Origin of the sequence: Salegentibacter sp., assembly GCF_041642575.1 — a bacterium.
In the GTDB taxonomy this organism is placed as follows: domain Bacteria; phylum Bacteroidota; class Bacteroidia; order Flavobacteriales; family Flavobacteriaceae; genus Salegentibacter.
Window position 1 is genome coordinate 58152 of the sequence record NZ_JBEPWD010000002.1, and the last position, 12747, is coordinate 70898.

Genomic DNA, 12747 nt, shown 5'->3' on the forward strand with positions numbered 1-12747 from the left:
TTTTCGGTTCTATCAAATATAGCCAACAAAGAAAGAAGATGATATTAAGGGCCTTATAAAAAAAGCGATCCCTTAGTTAAACTTTACTAAGACAAAAGGAATAGGAATAACTTCTCTTAAAAGAATCAAACGGCTACTTCTTAGAAGCCTTCTTTTTTTCTTCTTCGAGGTCGAAATTGCTTTTGAGGGTATCAATGACCTCTTTTTCTTCTTCAAGCTGCACCCGTTTTTGCTGCAGTTTTTCCATTTCCTGATAAATAGCGGGTTCTCCATATTTATTGGGTACAACTTTTTCATTTTTATATAAGGCATACTGAACAGTGAATTCGGCTCCGAAAAATAGAATGAGACAGGTATAATAAACCCATAACAGAATTAAAACTACCGAAGATGCGCCACCATATACAGAGGCCGGTTCACTATTACCAAAATAAAAACCTAGAAGTTTTTCTCCTATCAAAAACAAAATAGTAGTTAAAGCTGCCCCTAAATAGGTTACACGCCACCTGATTTTAATATCTGGTAAAAGTTTAAAAATAGAGGCAAAAAGAGTGGTGACTATTATAAAGGAAATAAGAAAATTAGCCAAATCCACCATAAACCCGGTTATTCCGGGAGCAAAGCGTTCCACGTGCTCACTTAAAATAGCCAGAACCGCAGATATCACCATGGATACTAAAAGCAGAAGTCCTATAACCAGGACCATTCCGAAAGAAATTACACGATCCAGGATCATCTGCAAAAAGGTAGACTTCTTGGCGGCTACATTCCAGATGTTATTCATGGCTATCTTAAGCTGAAAAAAGACTCCGGTCGCACCAAATAGCAATAAACCAATTCCAAAGATAATGGCCCAGTTTGAATCATCTGAAAGAGCCGCATTACTTACAATAGATTCCAGGGCTTTTGCTGAATCCTGGCCAATAAATTCGCCAATTTCAGTAGTTATACGTCCCTGAACTTTTTCCTGTTTAAAAAAATAGCTCGCAATCGTTACAACAATGATAAGTAAAGAGGGTAAAGAAAATAAAGTATAATAGGCGATGGTCGCACTCCTTGCATATGGTTCGTTGCGATTCCAGCTGAAATAAGCTTTTTTTAGTAAATTAAAAAAAGTTTTGAAGAATTTCATATTAGGTACTTTTTCTTCAAAAGTTCCAAATGATGAATGGTATGGCCTATCGTTATAAAACCAATCGCTCCTGCACTGGTAGGGTTATTATTCACCACCCCTTTACGTTGAAGCATTTCTTCAGAAAAGCTTTGGTAAAGATCAATCCCCGAACTTCTTACATTTGAAAATTCTGTTTTTAAATTTTGAAGTTCCCGCCGGTTAGCTTCAGAAGCTGGTACATAGGCATCATGATCAAATCCAGGTAGGGAAGTTTTATCATTTCTGGCTATACTAAGGGCTCGATATTGAAAAATACGCTCCACGTCGATCATATGCTGAAGGACTTCTGCGAGAGTCCATTTCCCGGCCTCATAGCTAAATTTTAATTTTTCCGGAGTAATTATACTCAGGATTTCCTGAAGATCTTTTTGATTATCCTTCAGCAAACTTCCCAGCGTCTCGTCGCGGGGAAGCTTGTCAATATAGGTTTGATAAAATTCGTGGTAATCTCCTCTGTTTAAATCTGAAACTTTCATTATGCTGAATTTCTACTTGCATTAATATTACCGTACAAAGAACGGGTAACCATTTTTTCATAGACTTCAAGCAACTCTTCAGAAGCTTTGCCTTTCTCCTGAAGTTCCTGAACCTTTCGCAAAGCATGTTGTTGAATGGTAAGTAAAGGCAAAACAATGCGTTCCCGAGCCTGAATGGAAGCTTTTCCCGCCGGTTGATTTTCTAACAACTCCTTATATCCGGTCACCTTAAGCAACATTCTTTTTGTGCGCTCGTATTCTTCAAAAATGAGCTGCCAGAACTCTCCAAATTCTTCATCCTCTTTCATATAAGCAGTTAAAGCAAAAAATGACTTAGTAAGGCTCATCATGCTGTTTTCCAGTAGAGTTTTGAAAAATACAGAGTTGTTGTATAGGTGGCGCACCTTATCAAAATCTCCTTCCTTTTCATAATGTTCCATAGCGGTTCCTACCCCGAAAAATCCGGGTACATTTTGCTTCAACTGGCTCCAACTACCCACAAATGGAATAGCTCTTAAATCTGATAAATTCAGTTTCGCAGACTTATTCCTTTTTGATGGTCTACTACCAATATTTGTCTTAGCATAATATTTTAGCGTACTCATTTTTTCCAGATAAGGAATAAATTTTGGGTGCTGCTTGAAGTCCTTATAAGTATTGTAGCTAATTTCAGCGAGATTATTCATTGTTTCCCTGTCTTCATCTGAAAGAATGTTCTTTCCTTCACTAAAAATCTCATTAAAAACCCCAGAACTTAGCAATTGCTCCAGATTGTACCTGCAGCTATCCTGGGTACCGAAATTTGAACTGATGGTTTGTCCCTGAACCGTAAGCTGAATTTCTTCATTTTCTATTTTCTGACCTAAAGAAGCGTAGAACTGATGTGTTTTTCCCCCTCCCCGCGCCGGCGGACCGCCACGACCATCAAAAAATACCACTTTGATATCATACTTCCTCGAAACCTCTGTAAGCATTTCCTTGGCCTTATAAATACTCCAGTTAGCCATTAAATAACCGCCATCTTTTGTACCATCGCTAAAACCTAACATAATGGTCTGCCTGTTCCCACGCCGCTTTAGGTGCTTCTTATAGACAGGGTTAGTATAAAGAACCTCCATTACCTCGTGTGCTTTTTGCAAGTCGGGTACTGTTTCAAACAAAGGAATAATATCTACCGAAGGCTTCTCCCAGCCGCATAGTCGCATAAAAGCAAAGGGTTGCAGAACCCCTTGAACGCTACCACAATTGCTTATAATATACCTGTTGGCTCCATTCTCGCCATTTGTCTCCTGGATAGTCTGCATTGCATAAATCGAGGATAAGGTAGATTTAGCCATTCCCTCTTCCAGGTTTTCAGGATCTATATTATCCTGAACTTTAGTTAAGGCGTCAATTTGCTCTTCTTCGGTTAAATCAAAATAACTTTTTCCGAAAAGATCGGATTTATATTGTTCAAGCTCCTCCACAACTTCGATATGTTTACTGGAGTCCTGACGGATATCCAAAGTTCCGAAATGATATCCAAAGAGGTTGATTTTATTAAGAAGGTCATCTACTTCATCTAAAAACAAAGACTGATGCTTCTCTAAAACAATTACCCTGATCTGATGCAATTTAGACTTAAGTTCTTCAAGTGTTATTTTAATCTTCCCGGTTTTGGAAATTGCACTTGCGTATAGCTTAGGCTCTATTTCAGAAATTATTTCATCTACCTCACTAAAGGTCAGGCGACGTTTCAATTTCCTAAGATCCCTGTAATAATTTAGGAGAATGGTAGACCTAAGCCTCTTTGCTACTTTTAGTGTGATCTCTGTGGTCACAAATGGATTCCCATCTCTGTCTCCTCCGGGCCAGAAGCCTAGATTGATCACCTGGTTCCCTGGATCTTCTCCATCAAAAATGTTTTGTTGCAGGTAATTATAGATCTGACTTACGCTTTGATAAAATACATTCTCAAAATACCAGATAAGACTTACTGCTTCATCAAAGGGTGATGGTTTCTCTTTCTTAAAAAAAGGTGTTTTGCCCAGCTGCGCAAGCAAGTTTTTAATCGTGGTAAGATCATTTTTTTGTACCGCCCTATCAAGATCGGTTATGATCCCCAATACGGCTCCGGGATAAAATTGTGTCGGGTGTGCCGTTAATGTAGGCCTTACCTTGAAACGCTTTAAATACTCCCTCAATTCAGAAGTTTTATTGGCCGCCTCGGCCTCTTCTTTTACATTTCTCAGTGTACCGTGGCCATCCATGTTGTTAACCACTGGGAATGCAGCATCTTCAATGGCATCAAACAATACTACCTGCCTTTCTATATACTGAATAAACCTAAAAAGCAGGTTATTTTTTTCTTCTTCTGAAGGATCTTCCTGATACTTATTGAAAAAGGTTTCGATTATTTCTGAAGGATTCTTGTTTTCAGCAAAACCGGCTTCACAGATCTCCTGAAATAGAGGCAATAAAGCCCCAGTCTTTTTTATATCGTCAAAAGGTAAGGTGAGAAAAATGCTATTGTAAACCTGGTACTTTGCTAGTACACTTTCATTAAATCTTTCCAGTTTCGGTTCTCTGTGCATCATCTTAATTGGTGTTTAATTAAATGTATAAAAAAACCCTTTAAACAAATAAGCTTAAAGGGTTTTTAGTAAAAGTTTAGTACCCTTTACAAATTCTGAAAAATTGAGTGCATTAAACGTTTTTTGTCGTTTAAACTCTCCTCGAGAGAAATCATAGTTTCGGTTCTGTAAACTCCTTCGATATCATCTAACTGAAAGATGATCTCTTTAGCGTGCTGTGTATTACGAGCTCTTATTTTACAGAAAACATTAAATTTTCCGGTAGTGACGTGAGCAACAGTCACAAAGGGAATTTCGTTTATTCTCTCAAGAACAAATTTTGTTTGAGAAGTATTTTTAAGGAATACCCCAACGTAAGCGATAAAGGCGTAACCCAGCTTTTTATAGTCTAATGTCAGGGAAGAACCTGTAATAATTCCTGCTTCTTCCATTTTTTTCACCCTTACGTGAACCGTTCCGGCCGATATCAATAGTTTTTTTGCTATATCGGTAAATGGTGTCCTGGTATTCTCGATAAGCATATCAAGAATCTGGTGGTCTGTTTCGTCTAATTTAAACTTGGCCATTTTTTCAAATCTCTTTTTTTAATGAAATTCAAAATTAATACAAAATCATTGAATTATTGCTAAGTATTTTGAGAATTATTCACGTTTAAGAGTCCATATATCGCCATTTAGGACAATTTTATTAACTATAACGTTTTCGTGCAGATTGTTTAACTCCGGAAACTCAATTTTTTGATCTTTTAGCTCAATTTCCCAATGGGCGAAATTTGGTATATCAGGGGCAATTTTTTCAATTATCGGTACAAATTTCAATGTTTCATTTTCTAATTCTTCTTTATACTGAATAGAAACATCCAATTTCTGATTATTTATCAATGCATTCCGCAGGATAATATCATTAAAAAGCTTCTCGTTTTGGGGAATTTGATCGTAGATGGAAGACTTATTTTCTAAGTATCTCCCGGAAGCGATAGAATATAAAGCTGAAAATAAAGCAGCAAAAACATATTCTCTCACTTTATCGCGTTTATAATCGTTTGGAGCATGTCCCGCCTCAAACAAAAGTGTAGGCACTCCCAGGGTTTGAAAGGCATCTCCGGTACAATTAATATTATAAGCATCATCGTATCTGCCTATCCTCCCAGGTAATACGCTTTGAAGATGTTTATATATGCTCACAATCACCTGCATACTTTTTTCCCGTTCCGGAAAAACACTTCTTTCTGCATCCATTGAAGGAGTTAAAAAAGATAGTGTCGCAGGCTCGGCAACTTTCCCCGCACTAAAAATAGTACGCTGATCATGAAGATTTAAACAAAAATCAGGTTGAAATTCATCAAATTCCTTGCGCAATACATTGCTTTCCGGCTCCTTTAGCTTTTTTGCATCCCTGTTAAGATCGATTTCATTTGCATTAACCCTGGTATAAGCCTTAGCCCCATCAGGGTTAAGCATTGGAATAATACGAATCCTGCATGTCTCCAGAATGACTTTCATTTCCGGTACGTTCTGCAATAAATTCGCTGCATTCAAGAGGTCAAAGACTGCTTTGGTAGTGGTGGATTCATTTCCGTGCATTTGAGACCATGCTAAGATCTTAATGCTTCCAGCTCCAATTTCAACATAATGAATTGGTTGATCTAAAACCGATCTCCCAATTTCCTCTATTCGGAAGTTTTCTGTATGTTTTTTAAGTAGAGGAGCGATATGCCCTAAATGTAAATACCGACCCTCAATCGTATTTTCTTTAATCGATGAGTAAGCTTCCATTACCGTCTGTAGTGGTTCTGAATAATTCATGTTTACAAAAGTAAACAATCAATATTTTACATTTGTAAACACAATTTGGAAACCTCTATGTTTACAAGTGTAACAATTATGATTACAGAAAATTATTCCGCTTAGGAATAACTCCTAAAAAGATAAAATTAATGCATAATGGACTATATTTTAGTCTATTGTATAGGCTCGGAATAAGCTATGCTTTAATTAATAAACAGTGATTTACACTTGTGATTTTGTACATGTGAATCTTTTAATTACATTTGTAAACATTAAATTTGAGAATTGAAGTTACAATGGTAAACACTGAAAAATTTGCAGAGAGGCTCGAAAAGATTCTTACTTATTACGATTTATCGGCTGCAGCATTTGCTGATCAGATTGAAGTTGGCCGTTCCTCTATTTCTCATATCCTCTCCGGAAGAAACAAACCGAGCCTGGATTTTGTTATGAAAGTGATTTCGCATTTTCCTGAAGTCGAACTCTACTGGTTATTAAATGGAAAAGGGAAATTCCCTAAAGAGAGATCTTTTTCTCCTCCGACTCCACCCGGGCAACAAGCAGGAGCCGTTTCTCCTGAACCAAAAACAACTAATCCCACTTCAGAATTATTAAATCAGAAGAATCCTTTATCAGGAGTACAAAGTGGCAAGCAAATAAAGAAAATCGTAATTTTTTACTCAGACGGTTCTTTTGAAGCCTTTGAAAATTGACTTTCAGCTTAAAATAAGCTTATTTTGCAGTATGAGAAAAAACCTTATCCTGTTGGCCGTTATTTTTAGCCTTGTCGGTTGTTTTCAGCCAGAACGCAATTGCTCCGACTTCAAAACCGGTACTTACGAATTTGAGACCTATTTAAGCGGGGAATTGGTGACCTCACGCTTTGTGAGGAACGATAGTATTGAAATAGACTATTTCCAGGGGAATACAGATACCTCTTCGGTACGCTGGCTCAACGATTGTGAATACATTTTGAAAAATCTCAATCCTAAGAATATGGCCGAGGAGAAGCCTATTCATATTAAGATTCTTACTACCGATAAGGACGGTTATATCTTTGAATATGGAATGGTAGGCGCTACCAGAAAAGAAAGAGGATCGGTAAAGCGCATAAAGGATTAGTTAATCCTCCTTTTTTCTTAAAAGCTTATTTTGCTCCTCCATCAAATCGGTTAGTTTGGAAAGGAGCTCAATATCTTTAGGAGTTGTTTCCCGAAGATCTTGTGGATCTTCGGCTTTCCGGCGAAAACGGTTTATCACTTTGATTACCAGGAAAATTGTAAAACCAATGATGATAAAATCAAGCAAAGTCTCTATCAAGGCTCCATAACCAATTGCGACTTCTTCAATTGTAGTTATTCCCTCAGATTCTGCGACACCTTCCCTTAAAACTACCTTTTTATCAGAGAAACTCATCCCATCGGTCATCAGGCTTAGCGGGGGCATAATTACTTCCTTCACCAAGGTATTTACCACGGCATTAAAAGCGGTACCAATTATGATACCTACCGCCATATCTACCATATTCCCTTTTATGGCAAACTCCTTAAACTCCTTGATTAAGCCCATTATTCGTCAAATAATTTGGTTTGACTTTCTGAATTTTCAGAAGCTTTCCCGTTAATGGCTTTTCCTGCATCAACCCGGTTCTTATCTTCAGTGAGATTTTCTTCATCTACAACTTCAATTTCCTCTGCCGGAACTTCTTCTTCCTCTTCATAAGGTAACGGATCCAGTAAATTTATTTGTTTAACCTTCTCTGAAGTTAGCTGGTTACCCTGGGCCTTAATCCCTTTTACTGAAATAAATTCTTCCAGGTTCACTTCATCATTCGGTGGTTGCTCCTTACCTCTTGGTTTGTTATAAACCACTTCTGCCATCGGATAATAATCTGTTGAAACAATTTCGAGATAGGATTTTTCGTGATCGCTGATGAATTTTTCCTCTTTATCCGGATTTTCTATCAGAAAACGTTTTACATAGAAGCGTTCTTTTTCAGGCTCCCAGTAAATAGCTGAAATTGGTTTTTTTGGCGCCCATTTTTCCAACACCAACATTTCCTCATCAAATCGTGTGGTAAGTTCAGGTTTGATGGTCTTGGCGACACCGTCAGCAGTAACTATTAGAATACGATCCTCCCCTTTAAACTCTCCTAGCAATTCACCACGTTCATCAACGTTAAGTCGTTTTACTGTTTCATCGAACCATATCCTGCGTGGTTTTAAGGTCGAAACACCCTCTTCTTTTAATTCTATACGTTTTACAGCGTATTTAGTGACGATATTTCCTTTTACGTTTCGTCCTTTAATAAGGATATCGGCAAAATCAACATCAAATTTTAGCTTTTTAATGCTCCCAACCTGACGCAGTAAAACCATAACAACTTCTGCTTCCCCATTAGGATTAGCTGAGAAATAATGCACTTTTGAATCTTTCTTGCCCTGGGTAAGGTCATATTCCCTGTCCCGGGTCACCGAGGTCACCGAGAAACGTTTAATATATGAAGCACCCGACTTACCATCGCGATAGATCATATTGTATATAGTGCGTTTATCTTTTTTCTTGAAGATCGCCACGTGGATAATATCCTTTCCGATAAAGGTTTTTGAGTCTACCTTGGTGACCATCATTTTTCCCTCAGCCGTAAAGACTATCACATCATCAATATCAGAACACTCGGTAACGTATTCGTCTTTCTTAAGGGCTGTACCTACAAATCCTTCTTTGCGGTTTACATACAGCTTGGTATTCCTAATCACCACTTTTGTAGCTTCAATATCATCAAAGATCCTCAGCTCAGTCTTTCTGTCTTGTTCCTGGCCGTAATCTTTTTTAAGCTTTTTAAAGTAATCTATAGCAAATTCTACCAGGTTATCGAGATAATGTTTTATCTGGGCGATCTCCCCTTCCAAAGTCTCTATCTTTTGCTGGGCTTTATCGATATCAAATTTTGAAATACGCTTAATCCTTATCTCTGTAAGACGAACAATGTCTTCTTCGGTAACTTCCCGCTTCAAATGTTCAGTAAAAGGTTTCAGCCCTTTATCTATAGCCTCAATAACTCCGGGCCATGTTTCTTCCTCTTCAATATCGCGATAGATCCTGTTTTCGATAAAAATACGCTCTAAAGATGCAAAGTGCCATTGTTCCTCGAATTCATCCAGTTTTATTTCCAGCTCTCTTTTTAGAAGATAAAGGGTATGGTCAGTAGAACGGCGCAAGATCTCAGATACTCCTAAAAATTCGGGTTTGTTATCAATAATTACACATCCCAGAGGTGCCAGTGAGTTTTCACATTGCGTAAAAGCATAAAGGGCATCAATAGTTTTATCGGGGGAAATGTTGTTTGGCAAATGAATAAGGATTTCCACTTCGGCAGCGGTGTTATCCTCAATCTTTTTAATCTTTATTTTCCCTTTTTCGTTGGCTTTTAAAACAGAGTCAATTAGCGTTGAAGTAGTCGTGCCGTAAGGAATTTCTGTTATGGAAAGCGTATTTTTATCAATATTATTGATTTTTGCCCTTACGCGAACCCTACCTCCCCGTTTCCCATCATTGTAATTAGAGATATCAGCAACTCCGCCTGTAGGAAAATCAGGGAAAAGCGTGAAATTTTTCCCTTTTAAATGTTTAATGGAAGCTTCTATAAGCTCGTTAAAGTTATGGGGAAGGATGCGTGTGCTAAGCCCCACTGCAATTCCTTCGGCCCCCTGTGCCAGAAGCATAGGGAATTTAACCGGAAGATTAACGGGTTCGCTTTTCCTTCCGTCGTAAGAAAGTTGCCATTCGGTTAATTTCTGGTTAAATAAAACCTCAAGGGCAAACTTAGAAAGTCTGGCCTCAATATAACGTGGTGCCGCTGCCCGGTCCCCCGTTAAAACATTTCCCCAGTTTCCCTGGGTATCAATAAGCAATTCCTTTTGTCCAATCTGCACCATGGCATCGCCAATACTTGCATCACCGTGAGGATGGTACTGCATAGTATGTCCCACGATATTGGCTACTTTATTATAGCGGCCATCATCCAGGTCTTTCATAGAATGCATTATACGACGCTGCACGGGTTTGAAACCATCTTCAATAGCCGGAACAGCACGCTCCAGAATCACGTAAGAAGCATAATCCAGGAACCAGTCTTTATACATCCCGGTTACCTTAATTAATTCTTCCCTGGGTTGTTCAAATTCTTCCTGTGGGTTTCCTTCGGGGTTTTCTTCCATTAGGCGGTTGCTTTAGACTTCTCGAGAATTTTATCAAGGGAACTAAGCATTCCCTTTTTCTTTTTTCGAGTTAAAAAAGTGGTATTAAAGGTATATTTCTTATAGCCGCGTCTTCGGCGCGAGCTTATGTAAATTGTCAATGCTGAATAGAAAAAATAATCGCTGAACCTGTATTTTCCCAGTTTTCGCTTAGGAAATTCAGCCTTTTTCACGCGGTATTCCATAAACTTTGAAAAGAATACTCCGTTGTTTTTAAGATTAAGGGTTTCTCCATCGCTATCAAAATCGAAGGCCTGTCCTACCCTATGTACGTAAACTGCAAGAATCAGCACCACAATGTTTGGCACATAATGACTGAAATTTATAGGCTCATCAGATCCCATTAATTCCAGGTTCACAAAAATATTGGTCACAAAAATAGCAACCAATACAGTGTAAATGGAGGGGATTATTTTTATTTCGTTTTTATTGGTGAATCTCATACGCCCAGATCTTCGACTAAATCGAGTTCAACTTTGAGATTGTCAATAATGAATTCCTGCCTGTCTGGTGTATTCTTGCCCATATAGAAACCAAGCATTTCTTCAATGGACTTTTCCTTATCCAGCATTACGGGATCCAGGCGAATATCCTCACCTATAAAATATTTGAATTCATCGGGGGAGATCTCTCCTAATCCCTTAAACCTGGTTATCTCTACTTTGCCTTTTAGCTTTTCAATAGCCTGCCTTCTTTCGGTTTCACTGTAGCAATAGATCGTTTCCTTTTTATTTCTTACTCTGAAAAGCGGAGTTTGAAGAATATACAGGTGATTTTCTTTAATCAATTCAGGGAAAAACTGAAGAAAAAAGGTGATCAACAATAACCTGATGTGCATTCCATCAACATCGGCATCGGTGGCGATCACAATGTTGTTGTACCGAAGATCAGACAGAGACTCCTCGATATTTAAGGCTGCCTGTAAAAGATTAAATTCTTCGTTCTCGTAAACTATTTTTTTACTCAGGCCGTAGCTGTTGAGCGGTTTTCCTTTTAAACTGAAAACAGCCTGGGTTTCCACATTCCGGGATTTGGTAATAGATCCACTCGCCGAATCTCCCTCGGTGATAAAAAGTGTGGTTTCCAGGTAGCGTTCTTTTTTACTATCCCCTAAATGAATTCGGCAATCTCTTAGTTTTTTATTGTGCAGACTGGCTTTTTTCGCCCTGTCGCGAGCCAGTTTTCTTATTCCTGAAAGATCTTTCCGCTCTCTTTCAGCCTGTAAAATTTTTCGCTGAAGTTTATCGGCTGTTTCCTGATTTTTATGAAGATAATTATCCAGCTGGGTTTTGAGGAAATCATTAATATAGGTGCGAACGGTAGGTAATTTTCCGCCCATATCGGTAGAACCAAGCTTGGTTTTGGTCTGACTTTCAAAAACCGGTTCCATAACCTTAATACTTATCGCTGAAACTATAGATTTTCGAATATCACTGGCTTCGTAGTTCTTTCCGTAAAATTCCCTTATAGTTTTCACAATGGCTTCCCTGAAGGCAGACAAATGAGTTCCCCCCTGGGAGGTATTTTGTCCATTCACAAAAGTATGATATTCCTCGCTGTATTGGGTTCGGCTATGAGTTAGGGCAACTTCAATATCATTACCTCTAAGGTGAATGATTGGATATAAACGATCATCTTCATTTATACTATCGCTTAAGAGATCTTTCAATCCGTTTTCAGAATAAAATTTCTCGCCGTTAAAAATTATGGTCAGCCCCGGATTCAGGTAAACATAATTCTTAAGCATCTTTTCAATGTACTCGTTTCGGTATTTGAAGTGCTTAAAAATAACCTCATCGGGATTAAAGGTCACTTTGGTTCCGCGGCGACGGGAAGTCTCCTCCAGTAATTCCTCGTTCACCAGGTTTCCCTGCTCAAATTCAGCGGCTTTGGATTGGCCGTCCCGGGTTGATTCTACTCTAAAATAGGAAGAAAGTGCATTAACCGCTTTTGTACCTACTCCATTTAATCCTACCGATTTTTTGAAAGCGCGGGTATCGTATTTCCCTCCCGTATTCATCTTGGATACAACGTCAACAACTTTACCTAAGGGAATCCCTCTACCATAATCGCGAACAATTACACGCTGGTTTTGCACTGAGATATCAATGGTTTTCCCGGCTCCCATTACAAATTCGTCAATACAGTTGTCTATAACTTCCTTTAACAGAATGTAAATACCATCGTCGGCACTGGAACCATCGCCCAGTTTCCCGATGTACATCCCGGGACGCATCCTGATGTGTTCTTTCCAGTCTAACGACCTTATATTATCTTCGGTATATCTGGTTTCCTCACTCATAAGTAGAATTGGAGTTTGTGGCTAATATAACATATACCTTAAAAAGTTGAAACCCTTGCAGCACAAAGTAATTAACAAAGATTTAGGAACAATGTTAAAAGATTCTTCTAAAACCAGGTTGCCCAAACTCATCTTCAGAATCCTATAGCCTGGGTTATTCTTTTATATTCAGAATT

General features: G+C 38.4%; 11 protein-coding genes. 2 read left to right on the top strand and 9 right to left on the bottom strand.

Going from position 1 to position 12747, the window contains the following annotated elements; all coding sequences use genetic code 11:
• Positions 1–133 precede the first annotated feature (133 nt).
• From ACESK1_RS00915 to ACESK1_RS00935, 5 genes are all read right to left on the bottom strand, one after another.
• Positions 134–1132: a YihY/virulence factor BrkB family protein gene (locus ACESK1_RS00915; protein ID WP_372916972.1), complete on the bottom strand. Its 999-nt coding sequence runs from the start codon at positions 1130–1132 to the stop codon at positions 134–136.
• Complete coding sequence (locus tag ACESK1_RS00920) at positions 1129–1650, bottom strand: DinB family protein (protein WP_372916974.1); 522 nt, start codon at positions 1648–1650, stop codon at positions 1129–1131. Before ACESK1_RS00920 ends, ACESK1_RS00915 begins: the two co-directional genes overlap by 4 nt.
• On the bottom strand, positions 1650–4223 hold the full coding sequence (locus tag ACESK1_RS00925; RefSeq protein WP_372917119.1) for a phosphoenolpyruvate carboxylase: 2574 nt from the start codon (positions 4221–4223) through the stop codon (positions 1650–1652). Before ACESK1_RS00925 ends, ACESK1_RS00920 begins: the two co-directional genes overlap by 1 nt.
• Positions 4224–4309: 86 nt before the next feature.
• Positions 4310–4789, bottom strand: coding sequence for an Lrp/AsnC family transcriptional regulator (locus ACESK1_RS00930; protein ID WP_081211670.1), 480 nt, complete (start codon positions 4787–4789; stop codon positions 4310–4312).
• A gap of 75 nt (positions 4790–4864) precedes the next feature.
• Positions 4865–6028, bottom strand: a complete 1164-nt coding sequence (locus ACESK1_RS00935) for a M14 family zinc carboxypeptidase (protein WP_372916976.1) — start codon at positions 6026–6028, stop codon at positions 4865–4867.
• A gap of 278 nt (positions 6029–6306) precedes the next feature.
• Between ACESK1_RS00935 and ACESK1_RS00940 the strand changes: the two genes are divergently transcribed.
• Together ACESK1_RS00940 and ACESK1_RS00945 are read left to right on the top strand one after the other, a co-directional pair.
• Positions 6307–6723 (top strand): helix-turn-helix domain-containing protein, encoded by a 417-nt coding sequence (locus ACESK1_RS00940; RefSeq protein ID WP_372917121.1) that lies wholly within the window; start codon positions 6307–6309, stop codon positions 6721–6723.
• A 31-nt stretch (positions 6724–6754) separates the two neighbouring features.
• Complete coding sequence (locus ACESK1_RS00945; protein WP_372916978.1) at positions 6755–7132, top strand: DNA topoisomerase IV; 378 nt, start codon at positions 6755–6757, stop codon at positions 7130–7132.
• On the opposite strand, the gene mscL is transcribed toward ACESK1_RS00945, so the two are convergent.
• Genes mscL through ACESK1_RS00965 form a run of 4 tightly spaced genes read right to left on the bottom strand, consistent with a single transcriptional unit; the run spans position 7133 to position 12571 of the window.
• Positions 7133–7579, bottom strand: coding sequence for a large-conductance mechanosensitive channel protein MscL (gene mscL / locus ACESK1_RS00950; RefSeq protein WP_372916980.1), 447 nt, complete (start codon positions 7577–7579; stop codon positions 7133–7135).
• Positions 7579–10230: a DNA gyrase/topoisomerase IV subunit A gene (locus ACESK1_RS00955; protein WP_372916982.1), complete on the bottom strand. Its 2652-nt coding sequence runs from the start codon at positions 10228–10230 to the stop codon at positions 7579–7581. The genes mscL and ACESK1_RS00955 overlap by 1 nt, the downstream gene beginning before the upstream one ends.
• Positions 10230–10712: a hypothetical protein gene (locus ACESK1_RS00960; RefSeq protein ID WP_372916984.1), complete on the bottom strand. Its 483-nt coding sequence runs from the start codon at positions 10710–10712 to the stop codon at positions 10230–10232. The genes ACESK1_RS00955 and ACESK1_RS00960 overlap by 1 nt, the downstream gene beginning before the upstream one ends.
• Positions 10709–12571 carry a DNA topoisomerase IV subunit B gene (locus tag ACESK1_RS00965; protein ID WP_372916986.1) on the bottom strand — a complete coding sequence of 621 codons (1863 nt, stop codon included), beginning with the start codon at positions 12569–12571 and terminating at the stop codon, positions 10709–10711. Before ACESK1_RS00965 ends, ACESK1_RS00960 begins: the two co-directional genes overlap by 4 nt.
• Positions 12572–12747: the final 176 nt, after the last annotated feature.

Bases quoted from the DNA above. Each gene is read 5' to 3' on its own strand.
- mscL (WP_372916980.1), bottom strand. From the start codon at position 7,579: ATGGGCTTAATCAAGGAGTTTAAGGAGTTTGCCATAAAAGGGAATATG.
- ACESK1_RS00925 (WP_372917119.1), bottom strand. From the start codon at position 4,223: ATGCACAGAGAACCGAAACTGGAAAGATTTAATGAAAGTGTACTAGCA.
- ACESK1_RS00920 (WP_372916974.1), bottom strand. From the start codon at position 1,650: ATGAAAGTTTCAGATTTAAACAGAGGAGATTACCACGAATTTTATCAA.
- ACESK1_RS00955 (WP_372916982.1), bottom strand. From the start codon at position 10,230: ATGGAAGAAAACCCCGAAGGAAACCCACAGGAAGAATTTGAACAACCC.
- ACESK1_RS00930 (WP_081211670.1), bottom strand. From the start codon at position 4,789: ATGGCCAAGTTTAAATTAGACGAAACAGACCACCAGATTCTTGATATG.
- ACESK1_RS00965 (WP_372916986.1), bottom strand. From the start codon at position 12,571: ATGAGTGAGGAAACCAGATATACCGAAGATAATATAAGGTCGTTAGAC.
- ACESK1_RS00940 (WP_372917121.1), top strand. From the start codon at position 6,307: ATGGTAAACACTGAAAAATTTGCAGAGAGGCTCGAAAAGATTCTTACT.
- ACESK1_RS00915 (WP_372916972.1), bottom strand. From the start codon at position 1,132: ATGAAATTCTTCAAAACTTTTTTTAATTTACTAAAAAAAGCTTATTTC.
- ACESK1_RS00960 (WP_372916984.1), bottom strand. From the start codon at position 10,712: ATGAGATTCACCAATAAAAACGAAATAAAAATAATCCCCTCCATTTAC.
- ACESK1_RS00945 (WP_372916978.1), top strand. From the start codon at position 6,755: ATGAGAAAAAACCTTATCCTGTTGGCCGTTATTTTTAGCCTTGTCGGT.
- ACESK1_RS00935 (WP_372916976.1), bottom strand. From the start codon at position 6,028: ATGAATTATTCAGAACCACTACAGACGGTAATGGAAGCTTACTCATCG.